General features: G+C 65.0%; 21 protein-coding genes and 1 pseudogene. 8 read left to right on the top strand and 14 right to left on the bottom strand.

Going from position 1 to position 22992, the window contains the following annotated elements; genetic code table 11:
- Positions 1-5 precede the first annotated feature (5 nt).
- The 6 genes and pseudogenes from KJP29_RS02495 to KJP29_RS02470 all read right to left on the bottom strand — a co-directional run.
- A pseudogene (locus KJP29_RS02495) lies at positions 6-1268 on the bottom strand (NAD(P)/FAD-dependent oxidoreductase); the annotation flags it as partial.
- A 5-nt stretch (positions 1269-1273) separates the two neighbouring features.
- Positions 1274-2974 (bottom strand): ABC transporter ATP-binding protein, encoded by a 1701-nt coding sequence (locus KJP29_RS02490; RefSeq protein ID WP_218461968.1) that lies wholly within the window; start codon positions 2972-2974, stop codon positions 1274-1276.
- A 5-nt stretch (positions 2975-2979) separates the two neighbouring features.
- Positions 2980-4065 carry an ABC transporter permease gene (locus tag KJP29_RS02485; RefSeq protein WP_218461967.1) on the bottom strand — a complete coding sequence of 362 codons (1086 nt, stop codon included), beginning with the start codon at positions 4063-4065 and terminating at the stop codon, positions 2980-2982.
- A 69-nt stretch (positions 4066-4134) separates the two neighbouring features.
- The gene (locus KJP29_RS02480; RefSeq protein WP_218461966.1) at positions 4135-5496 is read right to left on the bottom strand and encodes a CmpA/NrtA family ABC transporter substrate-binding protein; all 1362 of its coding nucleotides are present in this window, start codon (positions 5494-5496) and stop codon (positions 4135-4137) included.
- A gap of 281 nt (positions 5497-5777) precedes the next feature.
- Complete coding sequence (locus KJP29_RS02475) at positions 5778-6953, bottom strand: ABC transporter substrate-binding protein (protein WP_218461965.1); 1176 nt, start codon at positions 6951-6953, stop codon at positions 5778-5780.
- The gene (locus KJP29_RS02470) at positions 6950-7534 is read right to left on the bottom strand and encodes an ANTAR domain-containing response regulator (RefSeq protein WP_218461964.1); all 585 of its coding nucleotides are present in this window, start codon (positions 7532-7534) and stop codon (positions 6950-6952) included. Before KJP29_RS02470 ends, KJP29_RS02475 begins: the two co-directional genes overlap by 4 nt.
- Before the next feature lie 212 nt (positions 7535-7746).
- On the opposite strand from KJP29_RS02470, the gene KJP29_RS02465 reads away from it, so the two are divergent.
- Positions 7747-8703 carry a GAF domain-containing protein gene (locus KJP29_RS02465; RefSeq protein WP_255553403.1) on the top strand — a complete coding sequence of 319 codons (957 nt, stop codon included), beginning with the start codon at positions 7747-7749 and terminating at the stop codon, positions 8701-8703.
- 217 nt (positions 8704-8920) lie between these two features.
- Here the strand turns inward: KJP29_RS02465 and KJP29_RS02460 are convergent, their stop codons facing one another.
- The gene (locus tag KJP29_RS02460; protein WP_218461963.1) at positions 8921-9607 is read right to left on the bottom strand and encodes an NAD(P)-dependent oxidoreductase; all 687 of its coding nucleotides are present in this window, start codon (positions 9605-9607) and stop codon (positions 8921-8923) included.
- Between the two features lie 23 nt (positions 9608-9630).
- The gene (locus KJP29_RS02455; RefSeq protein ID WP_218461962.1) at positions 9631-10305 is read right to left on the bottom strand and encodes a DUF4386 domain-containing protein; all 675 of its coding nucleotides are present in this window, start codon (positions 10303-10305) and stop codon (positions 9631-9633) included.
- A gap of 168 nt (positions 10306-10473) precedes the next feature.
- On the opposite strand from KJP29_RS02455, the gene KJP29_RS02450 reads away from it, so the two are divergent.
- Positions 10474-11358 carry a LysR family transcriptional regulator gene (locus tag KJP29_RS02450; RefSeq protein WP_255553402.1) on the top strand — a complete coding sequence of 295 codons (885 nt, stop codon included), beginning with the start codon at positions 10474-10476 and terminating at the stop codon, positions 11356-11358.
- On the opposite strand, the gene KJP29_RS02445 is transcribed toward KJP29_RS02450, so the two are convergent.
- Positions 11350-12189, bottom strand: coding sequence for a fumarylacetoacetate hydrolase family protein (locus tag KJP29_RS02445; RefSeq protein ID WP_218461960.1), 840 nt, complete (start codon positions 12187-12189; stop codon positions 11350-11352). The genes KJP29_RS02450 and KJP29_RS02445 overlap by 9 nt on opposite strands.
- Before the next feature lie 99 nt (positions 12190-12288).
- Between KJP29_RS02445 and KJP29_RS02440 the strand changes: the two genes are divergently transcribed.
- Together KJP29_RS02440 and KJP29_RS02435 are read left to right on the top strand one after the other, a co-directional pair.
- On the top strand, positions 12289-13146 hold the full coding sequence (locus KJP29_RS02440) for an SMP-30/gluconolactonase/LRE family protein (RefSeq protein ID WP_218461959.1): 858 nt from the start codon (positions 12289-12291) through the stop codon (positions 13144-13146).
- A 101-nt stretch (positions 13147-13247) separates the two neighbouring features.
- Positions 13248-13661, top strand: a complete 414-nt coding sequence (locus tag KJP29_RS02435; protein WP_218462348.1) for a VOC family protein — start codon at positions 13248-13250, stop codon at positions 13659-13661.
- Here KJP29_RS02435 and KJP29_RS02430 read toward each other — a convergent pair.
- Together KJP29_RS02430 and KJP29_RS02425 are read right to left on the bottom strand one after the other, a co-directional pair.
- Positions 13658-14836, bottom strand: coding sequence for an NAD(P)/FAD-dependent oxidoreductase (locus KJP29_RS02430; RefSeq protein ID WP_218461958.1), 1179 nt, complete (start codon positions 14834-14836; stop codon positions 13658-13660). The genes KJP29_RS02435 and KJP29_RS02430 overlap by 4 nt on opposite strands.
- Before the next feature lie 73 nt (positions 14837-14909).
- Complete coding sequence (locus KJP29_RS02425; RefSeq protein WP_218461957.1) at positions 14910-15350, bottom strand: pseudoazurin; 441 nt, start codon at positions 15348-15350, stop codon at positions 14910-14912.
- 233 nt (positions 15351-15583) lie between these two features.
- On the opposite strand from KJP29_RS02425, the gene KJP29_RS02420 reads away from it, so the two are divergent.
- The 4 genes from KJP29_RS02420 to KJP29_RS02405 are packed head-to-tail and all read left to right on the top strand — an operon-like array spanning position 15584 to position 19117.
- The gene (locus KJP29_RS02420) at positions 15584-16474 is read left to right on the top strand and encodes a siderophore ABC transporter substrate-binding protein (protein ID WP_218461956.1); all 891 of its coding nucleotides are present in this window, start codon (positions 15584-15586) and stop codon (positions 16472-16474) included.
- 33 nt (positions 16475-16507) lie between these two features.
- Positions 16508-17437 (top strand): ABC transporter permease, encoded by a 930-nt coding sequence (locus KJP29_RS02415; RefSeq protein ID WP_218461955.1) that lies wholly within the window; start codon positions 16508-16510, stop codon positions 17435-17437.
- Positions 17430-18368: an iron chelate uptake ABC transporter family permease subunit gene (locus KJP29_RS02410; RefSeq protein ID WP_218461954.1), complete on the top strand. Its 939-nt coding sequence runs from the start codon at positions 17430-17432 to the stop codon at positions 18366-18368. The genes KJP29_RS02415 and KJP29_RS02410 overlap by 8 nt, the downstream gene beginning before the upstream one ends.
- Positions 18365-19117, top strand: a complete 753-nt coding sequence (locus tag KJP29_RS02405; protein WP_218461953.1) for an ATP-binding cassette domain-containing protein — start codon at positions 18365-18367, stop codon at positions 19115-19117. Before KJP29_RS02410 ends, KJP29_RS02405 begins: the two co-directional genes overlap by 4 nt.
- Before the next feature lie 10 nt (positions 19118-19127).
- Here the strand turns inward: KJP29_RS02405 and KJP29_RS02400 are convergent, their stop codons facing one another.
- From KJP29_RS02400 to KJP29_RS02390, 3 genes are read right to left on the bottom strand one after another with little or no spacing between them, the layout of a single operon-like run.
- A complete protein-coding gene (locus KJP29_RS02400) occupies positions 19128-20282 on the bottom strand; it encodes an acyl-CoA dehydrogenase family protein (protein WP_218461952.1) in 1155 nt (384 codons plus the stop codon).
- Positions 20282-21823 (bottom strand): long-chain fatty acid--CoA ligase, encoded by a 1542-nt coding sequence (locus tag KJP29_RS02395; RefSeq protein WP_218461951.1) that lies wholly within the window; start codon positions 21821-21823, stop codon positions 20282-20284. Before KJP29_RS02395 ends, KJP29_RS02400 begins: the two co-directional genes overlap by 1 nt.
- Complete coding sequence (locus KJP29_RS02390) at positions 21823-22980, bottom strand: acyl-CoA dehydrogenase family protein (RefSeq protein WP_218461950.1); 1158 nt, start codon at positions 22978-22980, stop codon at positions 21823-21825. The genes KJP29_RS02395 and KJP29_RS02390 overlap by 1 nt, the downstream gene beginning before the upstream one ends.
- Positions 22981-22992: the final 12 nt, after the last annotated feature.

Raw genomic sequence — 22992 nt, 5'->3', positions numbered from 1 at the left:
CGGCCCGAGGACATATCCGCGAGCGGTTCCTGATAATCGGGCCCGAAGATCATCACGTCGCGCAGCGGGCTTACGTCGACCCCGTCACGGATCAGCTTGTAAAACCAGGCGCCGTCGTCGGTTTCGCCGTACATCACCGCCCCGATCAGGCGGTCGCCTTCGATCACGAGCCGCTTGTAGAGAGCACGGGTCGGGTCAGAAAAGACGATCTCTTCCCGCCCGCCGCCGGCGGCGAAATCACCCGCCGAAAAGAGGTCGCAGCCGGTGACCTTGAGCTTGGTAGAGACTTCCTTGTTCACGAAAACGGCGTGGCGGCCCATGAGCATTTCGGCAGCGACCTTGGCTTGATCGTAGAGCGGTGCGACGAGACCAAACACCGCGCCCCGGTGCTCAACGCATTCGCCCAGCGCGAGGATATCGGGGTCTGAGGTGGTCATATGGTCGTCCACGATAACACCCCGCCCGACCTCCAGACCGGCTTCCTTGGCGAGAGCGACATTGGGCCGGATCCCCACCGCCATGACGAGCAGGTCGCACGGAAGTTCCGTGCCGTCTTCCAGAAGCAGCGCCCGAACGCGACCGTCCTCGCCGAGGATCGCCTTGGAATTGGCCTGACAGAGCACGCGAATGCCCTTGTCCATGAGCGACCGACGCAGAAGATAGCCCGCCGCCTCGTCAAGCTGACGCTCCATGAGGTGCCCCATGATATGCACCACGGTCACGTCGACACCGCGCGCCGCCATGCCCGCCGCTGCTTCGAGGCCCAGCAGCCCGCCCCCGATCACCACGGCCTTGGCCCCCGGCCTGTCGCCCAGGCGCATCATCTCTTCGGTATCCTCGAGGTCACGGTAGGGGATCACGCCTTTCAGGTCGTGACCCGGAAGCGGAATGATGAAGGGAGTCGACCCGGTGGCGATGACCAGCCTGTCATAGGGCACCTCGCCCTTCTCGCCCACCACCACGCGCCGGGCCCGGCCGATGCCAAGGACCTGTTCGCCGAAGCGCGTCACGATCCCGTGGCCTGCATAGAAGTCGTCATTATGCGTGACGATCTCGTCATAGGTCTTTTCGCCCGCCAGCACCGGTGACAGCATGAGACGGTTGTAGGTCCCGCGCGGTTCGGCGTTGAAGATCGTGATCTGCCAGCCGGAGTCTTCCGCCACCAGATGGTCGATCATCCGTCCGGCAGCCATGCCCGCGCCTATGACCACAAGGCGCTTCGTAGCGTGCCCATCGGACCGAGCCGGTTCGTCCCTCCGCGCGCCCATGGGCCTTACTCCGCCGCGATGGCCTTGGGGGCCGGCGCCCCTTCGGCTTTCGGTTTCGGCTTGGCCCCGTGTTCGTATTCCTCGAGGAAATCGAGCACTTCCTGACGGTAGGCGTAATAATCCGGGTGGGCCAGAAGTGCCTTGCGGCTACGAGGGCGCGGCAGGTCGACCTTGGTGATCTTACCGATGGTCGCCTGCGGCCCGTTGGTCATCATGACCACGCGGTCGGCCAGTAGGATCGCCTCGTCCACGTCATGTGTGACGCAGATCGCGGTGACCTTGGTCCGGTCCCAGACCTCCATCAGCACTTCCTGCAACTCCCAGCGCGTCAGGCTGTCGAGCATCCCGAAGGGTTCGTCGAGGAGCAGAAGTTTCGGCGAGAGCGCAAAGGCGCGGGCGATCCCGACGCGCTGCCGCATCCCGTTCGACATCTCGGAGGCCGATTTGTCCATGCTGTCGCCCAGACCGACGCGTTCAAGGTAGTAGTCCACCACGTCCTGCCGTTCGGCACGGCTCGCGTTGGGATAGACCTTGTCCACCCCGATCGCGACGTTTTCGCGTGCCGAGAGCCAGGGGAACAGGTTCGGCGACTGGAACACCACGGCGCGTTCGGGGTCGGCTTCGACCACCTCTTTGCCGTCCAGAATGATCCCGCCCTTCGAAATCGCATTGAGACCGGCGGTCATGGTCAGGACCGTCGACTTGCCGCAGCCCGAGTGGCCAATGAGCGAAATGAACTCGCCCTTCTTCACGTTGAGGTCGAAGTCCTCGACCACGGTGAGCGGCCCCTTGGGCGTGGGGTAGATCTTATGGATGTGCGAAAACTCGAGATACTTGTCCTCGAGCGCCGAGACCCGCGCCTCGACCAAGGCATTCGGCAGGGGTTCGTTGTGGATCGCGGTCACGTTGGGCAACTGGCGGATGCCGTCCGCCTTGGCCTCGATCCCCACGTCCATGAGGTATTTCGTGACCTCGGCCCGAAGCGCCTTGAACGCGTCATCGTGGTTCATCGCCGTCCGGTCGCGCGGCCGGGTCAGACCCACCTTGAACTCGGCCCCCAGCGTCCCGTCGGGGTTGAGTGCCACGATCCGGTCAGCCAGAAGAATAGCCTCGTCCACGTCGTTTGTGATGAGGACACAGGTCTTCTTGTCGGCTTCCCAGATCGCCTCGATTTCGCCGCCAAGGTTCGCCCGGGTCAGCGCGTCCAGTGCCGACAGCGGTTCATCAAGCAGTAGCACCTCGGGGTTCATGGCGAGCGCACGGGCGACGTTCACCCGCTGGCGCATACCACCCGAGAGCTCCGCCGGACGGCGCGAGGCCGCATGGGAAAGGCCGACCATCCGGATGTAATGCGCGACCTTCGTTTCCTTCTCGGCCCTCGGCAACTTCGGAAACACGCTGTCCATCGCCAGCATGACGTTCCCGTGCACGGTAAGCCACGGCATCAGCGAATAGCTTTGGAAGATCACGCCGCGTTCCGGGCCGGGGCCGTCGACAGGCTTTCCCTCGAAGGTCACCTTACCCTCGGTCGGAAATTCGAGCCCGGCCATCAGGTTGATCAAGGTCGTCTTGCCAGTGCCGGAGAACCCGAGCAGCACGAGGAACTCGCCCTCCTCAACCTTCAGGTCGATGTTCTTCAGCACGTGGGTCGCATGGGTGCCCTGGCCAAAGCTCTTGGAGACGCTGGAAAACTCTAGGACTGCCATGACGCTCACCGATTGTTGGAGAAGGTGAAGGCGGACTGGAGCGCATACATCACGCGGTCCAGAAGGAAGCCGATGATCCCGATGGTGAAGACCGCGACCATGATCCGGGCGAGCGACTGCGACGATCCGTTCTGGAACTCGTCCCAGACGAACTTGCCGAGACCGGGGTTCTGGGCCAGCATTTCGGCCGCGATCAGCACCATCCAGCCCACACCCAGCGACAGGCGCAGCCCGGTGAAGATGAGCGGCAGGGCCGAGGGCAAGACCAGTTTCGTGATCTTGGTATAGGTGTTCATCTTCAGGACCTTCGAGACGGACACGAGATCCTTGTCGATGGAGGCGACACCGAGGGAGGTGTTGATGAGCGTGGGCCAGAGCGAACAGAGCGTCACCGTGACGGCGGAGATGATGAAGCTCTTGGGGAGCATCCCGTCGGTCCCCGACGCGGCGAGCGCGGAGACGACCATTGTCACGATGGGGAGCCATGCCAGCGGACTTACCGGTTTGAAGATCTGCACGATGGGGTTCACGGCGGCGTTCGCGGTGGGCGACAGACCTGCGAGGATGCCGACCGGAATGGCGATGGCCGATCCGATGAGGAAGCCGAAGAACACCGTCTTGATCGAGGTCCATATCTGGTCGTAGTAGCTCGGCGCGCCGGTGAAGGGGATGTCCTTCACCTCGTCCGCCTTGCCTGCCGCGATCAGCTTTTCGTTCCGCGCCTCGACACGTTCGTGATGCTGGCGCTCCTTCGCCGCCTTCTCCAGCGCATCCTCGTGCAGGTCAACGAAAGACGACCACACGGCGACCGGCCCGGGAATGGCACCGAGCGAGGTCTGGACGCGCGGGGCGAGCGTGCCCCAGAGCGCGAGAAAACAGAGGATCGCGACGACCGGCACCCCCAGAAGGCGCCAGACGTCTTTCATCTGGGCCGCGGGGTTGTCGCCGGCGACGGCTTTGAGGATCGGCGTGATCCAGGCGAGACCGAGAACCTTGAAGTAGGTGTCGGCCTTGTTGATGCGGGTGAAGGTGCGGGCCTTGCGGGCTTCACGCTCGGCTTCACGCGCGAAATCGGGATCGACGGTCGTCATGGCTTCGGTCCTTTGAGGTAGAGGGGGTGCCTCCCCGGCCGGTCGCCGGGGAAGCGGCAGTCACGGCTTTCAGCCCTGGATCTCGTTGCCCACGACGACCTGGTCACCCTTCAGCCCGATGGGCAGGCTGTCGAGATAGGCGTTGGGGGTCCGGCCGTCGTAACCGATGCCGTCGATCACGTCGCCGGCGGGGGTCGCCGCTTTGTAGCCGTCGCTGTCCCAGTCGAAGTCGGCTTCATTGGCGAGCCCTTCGTCCACCAGCATCCGCGCGGCTTCGAGGTAGATCGAAGGCTTGTAGACCGACTTGGCCACCTCATCGAACCAGCTGTCGGGCTTGGCTTCGGCGATCTGGCCCCAGCGGCGCATCTGGGTCAGATACCAGATCGCGTCGGAGTAATAGGGCTGGGTCGCGTTGTAGCGGAAGAACACGTTGAAGTCGGGGACCTCGCGGGTGTCGCCCTTCTCGTATTCGAAGGTGCCGGTCATCGAGTTGGCGATCACTTCGTAGTCCGCGCCCACGTATTCCGGGCGGGCGAGGATTTCGACGGCCGCTTCCCGATTGGCATTGTCGTTCTCGTCAAGCCACATGGCCGCGCGGATCAGCGCCTTGGTCACCGCGAGCGTGGTGTTGGGGTAGGCTTCCGCGAACTCGGCCGTAATGCCGAAGACCTTTTCCGGGTTGTTCTTCCACAGTTCGTAGTCGGTGATGACCGGCACGCCGATGCCCTTGAACACAGCCTGCTGGTTCCACGGCTCACCCACCGAGTAACCCGAGATGGTGCCGGCTTCGAGCGTGGCGGGCATCTGCGGCGGCGGGGTGACGGAGAGGAAAGCCTCGGCCCCGATCTGGCCCGTGACATCTTCGGGCGAATAGTAACCAGGGTTGATCCCGCCAGCGGCAAGCCAGTAGCGCAGTTCATAGTTGTGGGTGGAGACCGGGAACACCATGCCCATGTTGAAGGGCTTGCCGTTCGCGTTGAACTCCTCGATCACCGGCTTCAGGTGCTCGGCGGAAATCGGGTGCGAGACCTTGCCATCCGGGTCCGTGGGCAGACCCGGCTTCATCATCTCCCAGACCTCGTTCGACACGGTGATGCCGTTGCCGTTCAGGTCCATCGAGAAGGGCGTGATGATATGCGCCTCGGTGCCGTAACCGATGGTCGCGGCCAGCGGCTGACCGGCGAGCATGTGGGCCCCGTCGAGCGTGCCCGAGATGACGCCGTCCAGCAGCACCTTCCAGTTCGCCTGCGCTTCGAGCGTCACGAAGAGACCTTCGTCGTCGAAAAAGCCCTGCTCATAGGCGACCGCGAGCGGTGCCATGTCGGTCAGCTTGATGAAGCCGAAGGTCAGCAGATCTTTCTCGAGGTCCAGCGCCATGGCCGGGGCGGTCAGCGCGGTCGAGGCGGCGAGAGCGAGCGCAATCTTCTTCATGTGGTCAGGTCCCTTGTCCTGTGTGCCGAGGCTCCTGCCCTGGCTGAAAACATAAAAGCCGCTCGAATCGTCCTGTCGCGGGGAGGAAATCGCGACGCTGGATTCGAGCGGCTTTGCTCAGGCTTCCCATTCACTGGGAGAATTTCGTCGGCAGACATCGTTGTCCGCCTGTCACCTTGATGGCCTGTCAGGAGGACGTGCTCAATTGAAGACCGACGGGCGCGGCAAAATTTCCGCTGCAATGCAGAAAGTGATTAAATCTTGGGCGTGATTTTGCAGCACTATGTCCGGCTGGGATCAAAAGTTTTGCCATCGAAGAAGGAATCGGGACCAAGGAAGAGCCGCCCTGCGCCACTGGCAACCGGGGTCTCCTGGTCGATCGAGCCTTCGATCTTGGACGAGGCCGTGGGCAAGGTCGCTCCGGCTGGCGTAAGCGCGGCACGGTAAAGATCCGGGCGAAAAACCCGCTCGGAGCGGCGCAATGCCTCGACCCGGTCAAGCCCCATGCGCGCGGCCAGTTGATAGCCGATCCATTGCGCCTGCGACCGCCAGGGAAAGCTCGCGCCGTTCTTGTAGAAGGTGACGAAATCCGCGACCTGCCGCAGATCGCCGTCCGGCGAGATGCACAGGTTGCCCGACAACGCGCGGTCGATGACCTCGACCGGCATATCGAGATACTCGGGACGCGAGAGCAACTCGCCCGCCAAGGCCCGGCTGTCCGGCGCGAAGAGCCAGCGCTGGGCCCGCCAGACAGCCCGGATCAGCCGCGCGGACAGTTCCGGCTCGTCGTCCGCCCATCCGGCGCGCACGGCGAGCACTTTCTCGGGCGCGCCCTGCCAAATCGCGCGGCTCGGAAGGAGGAGATGTGCGACGCCCTTCTCTACCGCGATCGACCCCCAGGGTTCGCCCACGCAGAAGGCGTCGATCTCGCCCGAGGCGATGGCTTCTGCCATGAGCGGCGGCGGCACGGTGCGGACCTCGACCCCCTGCGGGGCAGGCAGGCCAAGCGCGGAGAGCCAGTAGTAAAGAAGCTCGCCATGCATCGAGAAGGGAAACGGCACGCCGATCCGAAGGCCCGGCCCTGCGGCGGCAATCAGCGCCTCGCCCGCCGCGCGCGCATCGCTGAAGCCGAAGTCGTGTCCCGCATCGCGCATCTTGCGCGCAAGGTCGTTCTTCACCCCGATCACGTTGCCGTTCATCGACAGCACCGACAAGGCGCACAGCGGCGTGCCCGATCCGCCCAGCCCCATCGCGGTGGCCACGGGCACTGGGGCGAGCATATGGGCTGCATCCACGCGACCGAAGGCCAGCATGTCCCGCAGCGACGCCCAACTGGGGGCCGGAACCAGATCCAGCGCGAGCCCTTCTTCCGCCGCGAAGCCCATTTCCTGCGCCGCGATCAGCGGCGCCGCATCCACCAGCGGGATGAAACCGACCGAAACGAGCGCCCCTTTCACGACAGGAGCCCCGCCGTCGACACGAGCGCCTGCGCCACCTCGGCGACGCGCTTGCCCTGATCCATCGCGGCCTTGCGCAGTATGGCATAGGCTTCGTCCTCATCCACCTTGCGCGCCTTCATGATCACCCCTTTCGCGCGGTCGATCACCTTGCGCTCTTCGAGCGCGCGCTTGGTCGTCGCCAGTTCGACGCGCATCCGGTGGAACATGTTGAACCGCGCGACGGCGGCATCGAGGATCGGCTTCACCCGGTCCGATTTCAGCCCGTCCACCACATAGGCCGACACGCCGGCCTCGATCGCGGTGCGGGTCAGGTTCTCGTCCGAACGGTCCACGAACATCGCGACCGGCCGCTGCATCGGCCCCGACGCGATGGCGAGTTCCTCCAGAACGTCGCGCGAGGGATTGGCGATGTCCACGAGCACCACGTCGGGGTTGAGGTCCCGGATCTTGGCCGCGAGGTCGTTGGTCTCGGAAACGACCCGAATCTCGAAATCCCCCGCCACGCGCAGGCTTTCTTCGATAAGCACGCCGCGTTCACGATCCTTTTCGACGATGACGACCGACAATCTGTCTTTCATGTCTCTCTTTGCACCCCGTTTCGGGTCGCGGTGTAAAGCAGCGAGATCACCGCGGCCACGGAATTTCTGTCGCCCTGCCGCATTTCTCGGCAACTGCCACCGGGTGCGGCGCTCCCGTTGTGCGACTGGGGCAATTTGCCCCGACCCGAAACCTTGGTCCAACTTGCGCCCGTCCCGCGGTGCCGACTACGGTCGCGCAGGGAGGACAGACCATGACCGCCAGTCCCACGATGGATCACGTCGAGAAGGTGATGCAGACGGCCGCGTCGAACTCGGCCGCCGCGCGGTCGCGACTCGCGGCGAGCTGGCGTCGCTCCGTGGTCAAGCATGGGCTCGACCCGTCGGAACGCGGCGCCGCCCATATCATCGATGCCCCGACCCTTGGCCGCCGTCAACGGAAGCATGCCCGCTTCATGACCGTCGCCGCGCCGCGCCTCGACCGGCTCTACAGCCTCTTGGGCGCCTCCGGTTGCGCCGTCTTCCTGACCGACACCGATGGCGTCATCCTTGATCAGCGCTTGGCCGACGGCGACCGCCCGGCCTTTGAAAGCTGGGGCCTGCGCCCTGGCGCGGATTGGAGCGAGGCACGCGAAGGCACGAACGGGATCGGAACATGCCTTGCCGAGAACCGGTCGCTCATCATCCACCGCGACGAACACTTCTATGCCCGCAATATTGCGATGTCCTGCATCGATGCACCGATCTATGGCCCAGACGGACAACTGGTCGCCGCCCTCGACGTGTCCTCGGCCCGCGCCGACCAGACCGAGGGGTTCAACCGTCTCATCGCCGCTCAGGTCACCCAGACCGCCCGCGCCATCGAGGAAGCGCATTTCCGCGCGACCTATGCGTGCGAGCGGATCGTGATGGGGGATGCCGGGGACAGCGATGCCGCCGTCCTCCTGGCCATCGACGACGACGATCTGGTCGTCGGCGCGACCCGCGAGGCGCGGCGCCTGTTTGACTTGGGGGCCGATGCCTTCGCGCCGCGCCCGGCGGCGGACCTGTTGGGGCACGAGGAAGACGCGAAAGGGTTCGAGAAGGCGGAGCGAACGGTCGTCGTGCGCGCCCTCGCCCGCACCGGCGGAAACGTCTCGGAAGCGGCCCGGAGCCTTGGCGTCGGGCGTGCCACGCTTTACCGGCGCATGAAACGGCTCGGCCTGACCTGAGACCTCGGCGCGCAAGTTGGAGCCTCATGGTGTCTCATCCCTGAGACAGACCCCACCTTGGCCCGCCCGACGCCTCTCTTGTTGTGAACTCGAATCGAGGAGAGTGAAGGTATCGGCGAGACCCCTCTCTCCCGCCGGTGCCGGCCTCTCCTCCTGGAGCGCCAATGGACCGCCGGGCGCCCTCCCGCTGCCCGGCGGCCATACCTTTTCATGCACGCTAGGCGCGACTGGGTTCTGCCCCCACCGGCAGGCTAGCGCGGCTGACAATGGCCGGGGCTTCGTGGATCAGGGTCTCGTCCTGAAGTGCCGCCACCATGAACAGGGCGAAGTCGATCCGCCGGGTCCGGTTGGCTGCAAGGACAGGATCGCCCACATGCCGGGCCCAAAGCGGCAGGCCCTCGGACGGGCCCTCTTCGAGATCGGAGCCGCGCACCACCGTCCAGCGCCGGTCGGAGGCAAAGATCAAGTCGGTGGCGCGCACCTGATCCTGAAGGTCGACCGCTCTCGCAAGGCGCGCCACACGCGCAATGATTGGCACCAGATAGCGGATCTTCCAGTCGTATCTGTCCTTGCCATCGCGGCTGATGTGCCAGCCACAGGAAAAGACGAGCCGGGCGTCCGGTCGGGCCAGATCGAGCACCGCCCGCGCGGTGCCCGAGGCATAGTCGTTCACGCCCCAGGGGACCAGCACCGTCAGCACCGCATCCGCGTCGCAGACCGCCTCACCGACAGCCTCCCGGTCGTCGGTCCGACCCGGAATGACCCGGATCCGACCTTCGTATTTATCGAGCTTGGCGACGCTGTCGGGACGGCAGACCCCTGTCACCTCGTAGCCCCGGTTCAGGCAGTGCTCGGTCATGTACTGACCGAGCTTGCCGGAGATGCCGATGATCGCGACTTTCATGTCATGCACTCCTGTTCTGGGTTTCATTGCGCGCCGCGGGGACCGCGGACGACCAGCCAAAGGGCGAAGCCGACCTCGGACAGGGTCACGATGACCAGAAGCCCGATGCGCAGGTAGCCCAGCGCCGAGGCATCCGGGAAAGCGAAGCTGTAGAGGCTGTCGAGAAGATATCCCGTCCCGCCGATCACGAGCCCGAGGCCCAGAAGCCGGGGATAGAGGCCGGAACGGATGACCAGGGTGCCAAGGAGCCACAGGTGAAGCGTGAAGAACACTTGCCAGATCCAGACGCCGGAATGATGCGCATCGAGCAGAATCTGCGCCAGTGCCGGATCGCCGCCCACCTTCGCCAGCGACAGGAGACCGCCGTGCAGGAGGAGCATCGCACCCATCACGGCCACCATGCCGAAACGGGCCAGCGCGGCGGCAAAGGCAAGCGTTTCGTTCACGCGGCGGAACATCTGGTAGATCATCGTGGTCGTCATGACTTCGAGCATCATGACCAGAGCATCGGCCCCGATGCCCGCGTTGAAGAGACCACGCCGGGCCGTCACATTGGCAAGTGTCGCGGCGGCATCGCCGTCGACGACGATCTGGCTGGGCACGTAACCGATTGCGAAGGCACCGAAAACGGCGATGCCAAGGTAGAAGCTGCCGGTCAGCCGGGCATAGGAGCGGGTGGTAGGATTGTCGAATATCATCTGGTGCCTCCTCTCGGGCAAAGGGGTGCCGGGCCTGCGAAACGGCGTCGCAGGGGATGGCGTTTGAAAACTTGTCGGGATGGACCGTCGCGGCCCGTGTCACAGGAATAGCCCGACGGGCGTCTCTAGAAAATTGCCTGAATATCTGGATGTGGTATGCGTTTTTCTATGGATTGGAAAAACGTCACCTTCGACTGGACCCGCGCGCGTGCCTTCCTTGTCACCGCGGAAGAGGGATCGCTCTCGGCCGCCGCGCGTGCTCTGGGGCTGACACAGCCGACGCTCGGACGGCAGGTCGACCTGCTCGAGGAAGAACTGGGCGTCGCGCTCTTCGAACGGGTCGGGCGCGGGCTGTCGCTCACCCCCGCCGGCCATGCGCTCCTGCCTCATGCCCGCGTCATGGGAGAGGCGGCGGCGCGCCTTTCCATGACCGCCTTCGGCCAGAATGACGCGATGGAAGGGCCGGTGGTGATCTCGTCCTCGGACGCCTACGCGGGCATCCTCTTGCCGCCGATCCTCGATGAACTGACCGAAGTCGAGCCGCGCATCACGGTCGAGGTCGTGGTGTCCAATTCGGCCTCGGACCTTCTGCGCCGCGAAGCCGATATCGCCATCCGCAGCTTCGAGCCGAAGGAGCCCGAACTCATCGCTCGTCGCCTGCGCACTGCCGACGCCCGTCTCTATGCCTCGCCCGATTTCGTGCGGCGTTACGGCCCGTTCGAGACGCCGTCGGATCTGACTCAGGCCCGTTTCATCGGGCTCGACAATACCGGGCTGATGCTTGGTGTCCTGCAACAGATGGGCGTGCCGATCACCGAGGCGAACATCCCGATCCGCTGCGAGAACTTCCTTGTCATGTGGGCCATGGTGCTGCGCGGCATGGGCATCGGCATCATCGACGACCGGATCGGGGATGCGGAGCCGGGGGCGGTCCGGGTTCTGGCCGAGCTGCCCCCGCTCAGCTTTCCGGTCTACCTCGTCGCGCACCGGGAGATTCATCAGAACCGGCGGCTGCGCTTCGTTTACGATTTCCTCGCGGAGCGTCTACGCTGACACGACTTTCTGTCGCTGGGCGCCAAGCCCCGCGATCGACAGGCGCATCTCGTCGCCGGCCTTGAGGTAGAGTGGCGGCTTCATCCCCATGCCGACGCCCGGTGGCGTGCCGGTGCAGATCACGTCCCCCGGCTCCAGGGCCATGAAGCGACTGATGTAACTCACCAGAAACGCCGGTTTGAAGATCATCGTCGAAGTCGACCCGCGCTGCTGCGGTCGCCCGTTCAGGTCGAGCTCCATCGCGAGATCGGCGGTGTCCACCTCGTCCGGCGTGACGAGCCAGGGTCCGAGCGGGCCGAAGGTCGGACAGCCCTTGCCCTTGGACCAGGTGCCCATCCGTTCGATCTGATACTCTCGTTCAGACAGGTCGTTGCAGATCGTGAAGCCCGCGACATGAGTGAGAGCATCTTCCTCGTCGATATAGCTCCCGCCGGTCCCGATCACGATGGCGAGCTCCACCTCCCAGTCCGACTTCACCGAACCGCGCGGCAGCACCACGTCGTCGTTGGGGCCGACGATGCAGGAAGGCGCCTTGTTGAAGAGGATCGGCTCGCTGGGGATGTCCATGCCAGCCTCCGCAGCGTGATCGGCAAAGTTCAGGCCGACCCCGATGAAGTTGCGGGTCCCGCCCACCGGCGCACCGATCCGCGCGCCGTCCGGCACCAGTGGCAGTGTCCCGAGGTCCATCGCGGCGATCTGGGCGAGATGCGCCGGCGACAGCGTCTCTCCGGAAAAGTCGGGCACCGTTCCGGACAGGTCGCGAAGCCCGCCGTCCTTGTCCACCACGCCGGGCTGCTCCAAACCCCGTTCACCGAACCGAAAGATCTTCATCCTGTCCTCCCTTTTCCTTTCCCTCACGCATCGGGCACGCGGCGTCAATGCTGGACAGGGGGATCGGGCCATCGCAGGCTCTGGACAGGAGGAGACCACATGATCTTTGACGACCGCGCCTGCATCCTGGGGGAAGGGGCGCTCTGGCACCCGGAGCGGGGCGAGCTTTTCTGGTTCGACATCAAGGGACAGCGGCTTCTGTCGCGTCACTTCGGCACGGGCGTCACCCGCGACATCGACCTGCCCGAGGTCTTTTCCGCCGCCGGCTGGATCGACCGGGAAACGCTCGTCCTCGCCTCGGAGACTGGTCTTTGGTGCTGGACCGTGGACGGGCAGATGGAGTCCTTCGCCGAGCTTGAGAGCGACAGGCCCGGGAACCGGACGAATGACGGCAGGATCGACCCCTGGGGCGGGTTCTGGATCGGGACGATGGGAAAGGCGCACGAACGGGCGGCGGGGGCGATCTACCGCCATTACGAGGGCGAGACACGGCTCCTCTTCCCCGATATCTCGGTCCCAAACTCGATCTCGTTCCTGCCCGACCGTAGTGCGGCCTATTTCAGCGATACGGGCCAGCGCAAGACATGGCGTGTCGCGTTGGACAGCGACGGCTGGCCGGAGAGCGACCCAGTTCTGTTTCTGGACGGAAAGGAACACGACTTGCTGGCAGACGGCGCGGTTGTGCTGGCCGACGGCACGCTCGCCGTCACGAATTGGGGCCGCGGCGAGGTGCTTCTGGTCGACCCGGACGCGCGGATCACGGGCCGGCTTTCGGTGCCTGCCCCCTTTGCCAATTGTCCGGCCCCGGGCGGGCCCGATTTCACCACGCTCTATGTCACGAGCGCGACAGACGGCCACGGGTTCAAGAGCACCCAGGACGAAACCCACTCCGGGAAGACCTTCGGCATCGAGAACGCGCCACGGGGTCTGCCGGAATATCGGTTCCGCCTTTCCTAGCCCCAAGTCCAAACCTACGCGGAGTCACTGGCATGGGCATTTGCCAAGCCTCGCGCGACCGGTCATGTTGGCCCGACACCTGAAAGGAGACGACCATGGCGATGCCCCCTTTTCACCTCGCGTTCCCGGTCCATGACCTGGCCGCCGCGCGTGATTTCTACAAAGGACTGCTCGGCTGCACCGAGGGACGTTCCTCGCCCGATTGGGTGGACTTCAATTTCCACGGCCACCAGATCGTGGCCCATCTGGCGCCTGATGAATGCGGGTCGGCCGCGACGAATGCGGTGGACGGACACGGCGTTCCTGTGCGCCATTTCGGGGCCGTTCTGGACATGGAAACCTGGGTAGCGACGGCGGAGAAACTGCGCGCTGCGGGCACAGAGTTCGTGATCGAACCCTATATCCGGTTCAAGGGTCAGCCCGGCGAGCAGGCGACCATGTTCTTTCTCGATCCGTCGGGGAATGCGGTCGAACTGAAGGCCTTTGCCGATATGGATCAGCTTTTTGCGACCTAGTTCCGGGGCAGCCCGGTAATTGGCGGCAGCAGGTCGCCCTGCACCAGACGAGTGAGCAACCGCGGCACCGGCCAGACCCGCGACAGGGGATAGAGACAGCGGTTGCGCAAATGGGCGAGCGCGCGGCTCTCGGACTGATACTGCGGTGTGAACGCGGCAGAGAGCGCCTGATAGCCCCAGACATGGACGCGCCGCATCCAGGCATAGGTGCGCAGCGCGTCGGTGAGCGTGTGGGGATGCAGCGCCAGAGCCTGTGACAGGGCGAAGGCGTCGAGCAGCGCCATGTTCGCGCCCTGCCCCAGCTGCGGCGAGGTCCGGTGCGCAGCGTCACCGATATGGACAAGGTTTTCGCGCACAGGGTTCAGGAGCGTGCCATGCGCATAGCGGGCCATGGTGAACTGGTCAGGATCGGTGATCTGATCGGCGAACGGCGCGGCTTGCGGCCAATGCGCCCGCGCGACGTCGCGCCATGCGGCGACGCCTTGGTGCCGCCAGGCGTCGTAGCCATCGCGCGGCAGGGACCAAAACAGCGCGGCTTTCCGGGCGCCGTTGACCCCGCCGATGGGAAGCACGCCCATCATGCGGTCGGCATAGTGGTATTTCTGCGTGAGTTCGTCCTTGGGAAACGTGCCGCTTACCCAGTCGACCGTGGCCCAGATCGCCCCGAAGGGCAGGATGCGATGGGCGAGCGGCGAGAGCCGAGACCCCGCCCCGGTCGCGTCGATCAGAAGATCATATCGGCGACTTTGCCCGTGGGTCAGCGCGAACTTGTCGCCCGCCTGCCCGACAACTTCCGAGGACGGTACCAACACCGCGCCGGCACCCGTCGCGGCCTCGAGAAGCAGGTCGAAGAGCACCGAGCGATGGATGCCAAGGCCCTTGGCGTCTGCCGACTGTCCATATGACGCGACGAGCACCGGGCCGCCGGTTTCGACGCTGGTGCCTAGAAGGCCAGAGAGGATCTGGCCCTGCGACAGCGCGACCGCCTCGACGCCGATGGCCTGAAGCACCCGGCGCCCGACGGGCTGGATCACCAGACCCGAGCCCACCGGCGCGGGGCGGTCGAAGCGGTCATGGACCTCGACAGAGTGACCCGCGCGCGCGAGCAGGGCTGCCGTGGCGAGGCCGCCGATCCCGGCACCCGCGATGCCGATCCACAAAGGTCTTGCGGTCAAATCCCTGCCCCGTTCGATGCAAGGCCGAGAGGATCATGTTTCCGCGCGGAGCGAAAGAACTGTGTGGCGCCACTCAGCTTCCCGAATGCGGCACCTGCGTCAGAAGGTCGGCCATGGCGGCCCGGGCGAGACCCTTTTGCGGGGCCGCGACCGCATCCTCGAGATTGACGGCATCGCCCACCTGGATCAGCGCGACCATCCCGACCGTATAACGCGCGGAAGAGGTTACACCGTAGAGCCCTTCTTCCGTCACGGTCATGGCATAGCTTTCCCCGATGGGCGATTTCACCGCAATCGCGCCAGCGGGCAACATGCCCCGGATCGTCGCCACGTTGTGGCCGTGCGAGGTCTCGATGAACTCGATGGTGTCACCAGGCTGGGCCTGTACGAAAGCGGGTTCGAAGCGCATCGCCTCGTTCGGGCTGGCACCCAGCATTTTCACTTGAATGGTTTCGGCGGAGGCGACCGTTGCAAGAAGTGTGAGTGCGGCGCCTGTAAGAATTGATCTGATCATCGGTCTGTTCCTTGTCGCATTTCGTCTGCGCCGCGTAATGCTCCCAGAGCCGCCGACCGGCTTTGCGCTGGGTCAAGTCCGGCGCCACCGCGACGAGGGGTCGCAGTCTGTCCCCTCGCACATCTGGGGCTGGTCACAAAAAACTGAGTAAATCTATCGGAATTGACGTTGGCCATTCCCGATATATTGTTTAGTGAATCACTCAGGTATTCACCACGTCACAAGGTTCTCATATGAAACGCACCCTCGCCGCCGTCACGGCGCTGACGCTCTTCGCCGCTCCCGCCCTTGCGGAGACCACCATCGAGACCGCGACCGGTCCGGTCACCATCAGCGAAACCCCCGCCACAACGGCGGTGCTCGACATGGCATCGCTCGACATGCTGGACGCGCTGGGGATCGAGGGCGTCACCGCGACTTCAAACACCTACCTTGAACGTCTCGCCCCCTATGCCGGGGATCTCGGCACCCTGTTCGAACCGGATTACGAGGCGCTGAATGCGCTGTCGCCCGACCTCATCGTCGCTGGCGGACGCTCGACCGAAGCCGTGCCGCAACTCGAAAAACTCGCACCGACTGTGGACATGACCATGTGGGGCGACGATCTCCTCGATCAGACGCGTGCCCGTCTCGCCGCCTTTGGCGCGCTCTACGGGAAGGAAGCTGAAGCGGCGGCGCTGACCGAATCGCTCGACGCCGAGATCGCGGCGACCCAAGCGGCGGTCGAGGGCAAGGGCAACGCGCTTATCCTCATGACGAACGGCGGCAAGGTGTCGGCCTATGGCGCAGGCGGGCGGTTCGGCTGGATCCACACCGAAATCGGCCTGCCGGAAGTCATCGAGGGGCTGGAGGACACCTCGCACGGCGAAAGCGTGTCCTTCGAGTTCATTCGTGAAACGAACCCTGACTGGATCCTCGTGCTCGACCGCGTGGCCGCCATCGGTGGCGAGGGCGAGAGCGCCGAGGCGACGCTCGACAACCCGCTGGTCGCCGAAACGACTGCGGCGCAGAAGGGCCAGATCGTCTATCTGAACGCCGGGGACATCTATGTCGCAGGCGGCGGGATCACCTCGGTCCTCAATACGCTGGAGATCATCCAGACGGCCTTCGGCGCTTCCTCGTAAGAACGCAGAAGCCAGAAGCCCGCCCCAGTCGCCATGACACGGCCAGCCTTCGTCTTTCCCGTGCTCGTCACGCTGATCCTCGTGAGCCTTGTCACGGGGGTCGCGTCCTTGGGCGAGGATGGCTGGTGGCTCGTCTTCGTGAGCCGCCTGCCCCGGACGCTGGCCGCACTTCTGGCAGGCGCAGGGCTGGCCGTGGCGGGCGTCATCATGCAAATGCTCGCGCGCAATCCCTTCGTGGAGCCCGCGACGGCGGGCACAGGGCAGGCGGCAGGCTTGGGACTGGTGGCGGTCACGCTGCTCGCCCCCGGCGCGGCGATCTGGCTCAAGATGAGTGCGGCGACAACGGCGGCGCTCATCGGCACCGCCGGTTTCGTCGCTCTGGTCAGACGGCTGCCCACGGGCGATCCACTCCTCGTTCCGCTGACGGGGATCGTCTACGGCGGCATCCTCGGGGCCGCGACCACGTTCCTCGCTTACGAGCGCGACCTTCTGCAATACATCGACATCTGGATGAGCGGTGAGTTTTCCGGCGTCATGCTGGGGCGCTACGAGATTCTCTGGATCGGCGGGGCGTTGACGGTGCTCGCCTATCTCTACGCTGACCGGTTCACCATCGCGGGCTTCGGCGAGGAAACGACGCGCTCTCTCGGGCTCGGCTATGGACAGGTCGTGGCGCTGGGTCTGGTGATCGTGTCGGTGATCACGGCGGTGACGGTGGTCACGGTCGGCATGATCCCTTTCGTCGGACTCGTCGTGCCCAACCTCGTCGCCCGGATGCGCGGCGAGAACCTGCGCGAAACGCTGCCCTATGTGGCGGTCTCCGGCGGCGTTCTGGTCCTTGCCTGCGACATCATCGGCCGGGTGATCCGCTATCCCTTCGAAGTGCCGGTGGGCACCGTCCTGGGCGTGCTCGGCGCGGCACTCTTCCTCTGGATCCTGCACCGGGGGCCGCGACGTGGATAGGCTGTTCAGCACCTTGAGCGTGCTCTTCATCACGGTCATCGTCGGCTATCTGACGATCGATGCGAAAGGGCATTGGGATTTCGTCCTGGCGTTTCGCGGGGCAAAACTCTCGGCACTTCTCACGATTGCCGTGGCCGTGGCAGTCTCGACCGTGGTGTTCCAGACCATCACGGCGAACCGCATCCTGACGCCGTCGATCATGGGGTTCGACGCACTCTACCTTTTTCTTCAGACGGCGCTCGTCTTTTTCCTTGGCGGTTTCGGCTTCGCGTCGCTCAACCCCTTCGCCAAGTTCGGGGTCGAGACGGCGCTGATGCTGGTGGCAGCGCTGGCGCTTTTTGGCGTTGTGCTGCGCAATGCCAAGGATCTGGCGCGGATGGTGCTGACCGGCCTCATTCTGGGCGTCCTGCTCCGGTCGCTGACCTCGCTGCTCAACCGCATGATCGACCCGAACGAATTCTCGGTGGTGCAGCAGGCGAGTTTCGCGCGGTTCTCGGCCATCGAGGCAGAGCTCACATGGATCTCGGCGGCGATCGTCGTCGCCTGTTTCCTCTGGCTCATGGCACGGCACCGGATGCTCGATGTGATGGCGCTGGGGCGCGACACGGCGCTGTCGCTGGGCGTGTCGCAGGACCGGGAGGTGCGACGTCTGCTCGTCGTCGTGGCGCTCCTGGTGAGCGTGTCCACGGCGCTCGTCGGCCCGGTGATCTTTTTTGGCCTCTTGGTGTCGGCGCTCACCTATCGCATCGCGGGGACGTGGCGGCATGGCGTGCTCTTGCCGGTGTCGGCGCTGGTATCGGCAATCACGCTGGTCGGGGCGCAAACGCTGTTCGAGCGGGTGCTGGGGCTGCAAACCTCGGTCTCGGTGGTGATCGAGGCGCTGGGAGGCGTGGTGTTCCTGATCCTGATTCTAAGACGGAGGGCACGATGATCGAGGCGCGAGGCGTGGCTGCAAACCTTGGGGGCGCGACGATCTTGTCGGATGTGAGTGTGACCTTCCCGGAAGGCCGGATGACGGCGCTCGTCGGGCCGAACGGGGCGGGCAAGTCGACGCTGCTCGGCGTTCTGGGTCGGCTCATACCGGCCGCAACCGGCGAGGTTCGCCTGGGCGGCGTGGCGCTGTCGGGATACAGCGACCGGGCGCTTGCCTTGAAGCTGTCGGTGCTGCGGCAGGATGCGCAGATGATGCCACGGCTCACGGTGCGCGACCTCGTGACCTTTGGCCGTTATCCCCACAGCCGCGGGAGACCCGGACCAGATGACAAGGCCAAGGTGGAGGAGGCGATGGCGCGGCTCGGGCTTCTGGACCTCGCCGACCGGTTTCTCGACACGCTCTCTGGCGGACAACGGCAGCGGGCGCGGATCGCGATGACGCTCGCGCAGGAGGCCGAGGTGATGCTGCTCGACGAACCGCTCGCGGCGCTCGACATCAACCACGCGCGGGTGGTGATGGAGGTCGCCCGGGAGGAAGCCACAAGGGGGCGCACGGTCATCGTCGTGCTGCACGATCTGTCGGTCGCAGCGGCCCATGCCGATCATGCGGTGGCGCTGAAGGACGGGCGGGTCCACAGTGCCGGGGCAGCAGAGGACGTGTTGTCGGCACGCGGGCTGTCGGACCTTTACGAAACGCAGGTGTCTGTGGTCGAGGTCGAGGGGCAGCGGATCGTGCTTCCAGCATGATTCTGCTAACCTAGCGCCGTTCGCCCAGCCCAAGCCCGCGACCGATGATCTCCTTCATGATCTCGGATGTGCCCGCGTAGATCCTGGCGATACGGGCGTCGCGGAACATGTGGCTGATCGCATATTCGTCCATGTATCCGGCGCCGCCGTGGAACTGGAGCCCCGCGTCCACCACCTCGCCCTGCAACTCGGAGGTCACGAGTTTCAGGGCGGCCGCGTCCTCGGGCGTCAGTTTCTCTGCATTGGCCAGCATCACGCATTGGTCGAGCCATGCCTGCGTCGCATCCAGGCGCGCGCGCAGGTCCGCCATGACGAAGCGGGTGTTCTGGAAGGTGCCGACGGGCTGGCCAAAAGCCGTGCGCTCCTTGATGAAGTCGAGCGTGATGTCGAAGGCGACCTGCGCGTGGGCCAGCGAGCCAATCGCGCTCATCGTGCGTTCGACGGCGAGACATTCGGCCATGTAGCTGAACCCCATGCCCGCCTCGCCCAACAGGTTTTCCGTGGGGACTTTCACGTTGTCGAAGCGGATTTCGGCGGTGTCCTGCGCTTGCAGCCCCATTTTCTTCAAGTGCCGCCCGCGCGAGAAGCCCTCCATGTCCGAGGTCACGACGAAAAGCCCGATCTCGCCGCGCTTGGCACCGGTCTTGGCGGCGACGACGCAGAGATCGCCGATGATGCCGTTGGAGATATAGGTCTTGGAGCCATTGAGCAGGTAATGATCCCCCATATCCTCGGCCTTGGTCCTGATCGCGGCAAGGTCCGATCCCGTGTCCGGTTCGGTCATCGCGATGGCCATGATCGTCTCGCCCGACACAGCACCGGGCAGGAACCGGGCTTTCTGGTCGGCATTGGCGAAACGGTCGAGATACGGGCCGACGAGCATGGAATGGGCGTTGTGGAAGAACCCGCTGTCAGTCCAGCGCACGGTTTCCTCCTGCAAGACCTGATCGTAGCGGATGTCGCGGATGCCAAGCCCCCCGTGTTCTTCGTCCGCCCAGAGGCAGAGCCATCCCTGTTCCCCGAACGCGAGGAAATCCTCCTTGTCCACATGCCCCTGTTCGCGCCATTTCGACACCTTGTCGGACATGGTGTCGCGCAGGTAACGGCGGACCTGATCGCGGAACATCTCGTGTTCGGGTTCAAGGTGGACGCGGGGAAAGGGCATCAACTGGCCTCCTCGGAAAGCGTGTCGCGCAGGACGTTTTTCTGGATTTTGCCGGCGGGCGACAAAGGCAGCGCCTCGACCAGCGAAATCGAGCGCGGCGCCTTGTAACCCGCGATGAGGAGCTTGAGGTGGGCGCGCACGCCGTCGAGCGTGATGTCGGCCCCCGGCCTGGGCACGATGACCGCATGGACGCGTTCACCCCAATACTCGTCGGGGAACGCGATGACGGCGCACTGGCCGACCTCGGGCATGGTGGCCAAGGCATTCTCGACCTCGGCGGAATAGACGTTCTCGCCGCCGGTCACGATCATGTCCTTCACCCGGTCCACGACGTGGAGAAACCCCTCTTCGTCCATCCGCCCCGCGTCCCCGGTATAGAGCCAGCCGTCTGCAAGCGCCCTGGCGGTTTCCTCGGGCCGGCGCCAGTAGCCCGTCATTTGCTGCGCGCCCTGAACGGCGATTTCCCCAACCGCGCCCGTGGGGAGCGGATTGCGGTTCTCGTCCACGATCCGGACGGTGGCGGAGGGCAGCGGGCGACCCGCGCTGACCAGCCGTTTCTCGGACCCCTCGCCCAGATGATCGGCAGGTGCGAGGCAGGTGATGACCGGCGCGAATTCGGTCTGGCCGTAGACCTGCATGAAGCCTGCGGTCGGCACCGCGTCCATCGCGCGGTGCAGCAGCGTCGTGTCGATGGGGGCCGCGCCGTAGCGGATCGAGACGAGCGAGGACAGATCGCGGGTCGCGATGTCTGGGTGGTCGAGCATCATGCGCAGCATCGTGGGCACCACGAAAATGTCGCCCACGCGTTCGGCCTCGATCAGGCGCAGGGCCTCGCCCGGGTCGAAGGCGGGCGTGATGACCTGCGGCGCGCGGCGGAAGGCGAACTGGAAGATCACGCCGACGCCCCCGATGTGGAAGAAGGGCGCGACATGGAGCCCCGGCGCATCGCCGCCGTTCGGGGCGGCGGCGGTCAGGGACAGGGAACAGGTCGTGATGGCGGCGTGGGACAGCATGGCGCCCTTGGGCCGCCCGGTCGTGCCGCCAGTGTAAAGGAGCGCGGCCATGTCGTCGCCCTGCGCACCCGTATTGTCCATCGGCGCGGTGGACTGAAGGTCCTCGTATCGTTCGACCCCCTCGGGGGTCACGTCGCCAATGTGGATGATATGGTGCAGTCCCGGTGCGGCTGCACGGAGCGCGGGGAGCATGGGCACAAAGGTGTCGTCCACGATCAGCACCCGCGTCTCGCTGTCCTCGAGCGAGAACGCGATCTCGGCGGGCGACCAGCGGGCGTTCACGGGGTTGATCGCCGCGCCCGCCCAGAGCGTGGCATAGACGTATTCGACATAGGCGTCGGAGTTCATCGCGAGCATCGCGACGCGGTCGCCCTTGCCCACCCCCCGGTCGCGGAGCGCCGCCGCCAGCCGGGCGACCCGGTCCACGAAATCCGCGTTGGTGCGGCGACGGTCCCCGAAGATCGTGAAGATTCCCTGCGGCCGCTCCGACGCCGCCTTGTCGAGCGGCTGGGTGAGCGACAGGCCCATCAGTTCCGCTGCCGTTCGTCGAGGCCAAGACCACGACCGATGATCTCGCGCATGATCTCGGACGTGCCCGCGTAGATGCGGCTGATCCGTGCGTCGCGGTAGAGACGCGAGATTTCGTACTCGTCCATATACCCCGCCCCGCCATGAAGCTGGAGGCATTCATCCACCACGCGTCCTTCGACTTCGGAGGTATAGAGCTTGGCCTCGGCGGCCATCTCGGCGGAAAGCTCGCCCTTCATGTGCGCGTGCGCGCAGTGGTCGGTGAGCGCCCAGGCGGCATCCAGTTCTGTGCGCATGGAGGCCATCTTGAAGCGCGAATTCTGGAACGTGCCGATGGGCCGCCCGAAGGCGCGACGCTCCATGATGAACTCCATCGTGATGTTGAAGGCATGTTCGGCACGGGCGACGAAACCGACGGCCCCGATCAGGCGCTCTTCAGCGAGGTTCATCATCATCGTCTTGAAGCCCGAGCGCGCGTCGCCCAGCAGGTTCTCTTTCGGGATCTTCATGTCGTCGAAGAACAATTCGGCGGTGTCCTGGCTTTCCAGACCGACCTTCTTGAGGTTGCGGCCACGCGACAGGCCCGGCGTCCCGTCCTCGACCCAAAAAAGCCCGATCTCGTGGCTTTTCTCGGGGTTGGTCCGCGCGGCGACCAGGATAAGCCCCGCGAGAAAGCCGTTGGAGATATAGGTCTTGGACCCATTCAGAACCCAATGGTCTCCCAGGTCCACCGCACGTGTCTTGATCCCGGCGAGGTCGGACCCGGTGCCAGGTTCCGTCATCGCGATGGCAAGGATCGTCTCGCCCGATACGACACCGGGCATGTATTTCTCGCGCTGCGCGTCACTGGCGAATTTCTGGAGATACGGCCCGACGATCCGGTTGTGGAGCCCAATGAACAGCCCCGGTTCGCGAGGGCCGATTTCTTCGCAGAGAATCATGTCGTAGCGGAAATCGTCGGTGTCGAGACCGCCGTATTTCTCGTCCGCATACATGCAAAGGAAACCCTCCTCCCCGGCCTTTTTCCAGACCTCGCGCGACACGACGCCCGCTTCGCGCCATGCGTCGGCGTTGGGGTAGACCTCCTTCTCGGCCCAGGCGCGGACCGTCTGGCGGAACATCTCGTGCTCTTCGGCATAAATCGTTCGTTTCAGCATCGGGACCTCCGG

It is taken from the genome of Maritimibacter sp. DP1N21-5, from assembly GCF_019218295.1.
Classification (GTDB): Bacteria; Pseudomonadota; Alphaproteobacteria; order Rhodobacterales; family Rhodobacteraceae; genus Maritimibacter.
This window is presented reverse-complemented; position numbering and strand designations above follow the sequence as displayed.

Excerpts from the sequence above, each read along its gene's own strand:
- KJP29_RS02490 (WP_218461968.1), bottom strand. The coding sequence starts at position 2,974 with ATGGCAGTCCTAGAGTTTTCCAGCGTCTCCAAGAGCTTTGGCCAGGGC.
- KJP29_RS02485 (WP_218461967.1), bottom strand. The coding sequence starts at position 4,065 with ATGACGACCGTCGATCCCGATTTCGCGCGTGAAGCCGAGCGTGAAGCC.
- KJP29_RS02480 (WP_218461966.1), bottom strand. The coding sequence starts at position 5,496 with ATGAAGAAGATTGCGCTCGCTCTCGCCGCCTCGACCGCGCTGACCGCC.
- KJP29_RS02470 (WP_218461964.1), bottom strand. The coding sequence starts at position 7,534 with ATGAAAGACAGATTGTCGGTCGTCATCGTCGAAAAGGATCGTGAACGC.
- KJP29_RS02465 (WP_255553403.1), top strand. The coding sequence starts at position 7,747 with ATGACCGCCAGTCCCACGATGGATCACGTCGAGAAGGTGATGCAGACG.
- KJP29_RS02460 (WP_218461963.1), bottom strand. The coding sequence starts at position 9,607 with ATGAAAGTCGCGATCATCGGCATCTCCGGCAAGCTCGGTCAGTACATG.
- KJP29_RS02455 (WP_218461962.1), bottom strand. The coding sequence starts at position 10,305 with ATGATATTCGACAATCCTACCACCCGCTCCTATGCCCGGCTGACCGGC.
- KJP29_RS02450 (WP_255553402.1), top strand. The coding sequence starts at position 10,474 with ATGGATTGGAAAAACGTCACCTTCGACTGGACCCGCGCGCGTGCCTTC.
- KJP29_RS02445 (WP_218461960.1), bottom strand. The coding sequence starts at position 12,189 with ATGAAGATCTTTCGGTTCGGTGAACGGGGTTTGGAGCAGCCCGGCGTG.
- KJP29_RS02440 (WP_218461959.1), top strand. The coding sequence starts at position 12,289 with ATGATCTTTGACGACCGCGCCTGCATCCTGGGGGAAGGGGCGCTCTGG.
- KJP29_RS02435 (WP_218462348.1), top strand. The coding sequence starts at position 13,248 with ATGCCCCCTTTTCACCTCGCGTTCCCGGTCCATGACCTGGCCGCCGCG.
- KJP29_RS02425 (WP_218461957.1), bottom strand. The coding sequence starts at position 15,350 with ATGATCAGATCAATTCTTACAGGCGCCGCACTCACACTTCTTGCAACG.
- KJP29_RS02420 (WP_218461956.1), top strand. The coding sequence starts at position 15,584 with ATGAAACGCACCCTCGCCGCCGTCACGGCGCTGACGCTCTTCGCCGCT.
- KJP29_RS02415 (WP_218461955.1), top strand. The coding sequence starts at position 16,508 with ATGACACGGCCAGCCTTCGTCTTTCCCGTGCTCGTCACGCTGATCCTC.
- KJP29_RS02405 (WP_218461953.1), top strand. The coding sequence starts at position 18,365 with ATGATCGAGGCGCGAGGCGTGGCTGCAAACCTTGGGGGCGCGACGATC.
- KJP29_RS02400 (WP_218461952.1), bottom strand. The coding sequence starts at position 20,282 with ATGCCCTTTCCCCGCGTCCACCTTGAACCCGAACACGAGATGTTCCGC.
- KJP29_RS02395 (WP_218461951.1), bottom strand. The coding sequence starts at position 21,823 with ATGGGCCTGTCGCTCACCCAGCCGCTCGACAAGGCGGCGTCGGAGCGG.
- KJP29_RS02390 (WP_218461950.1), bottom strand. The coding sequence starts at position 22,980 with ATGCTGAAACGAACGATTTATGCCGAAGAGCACGAGATGTTCCGCCAG.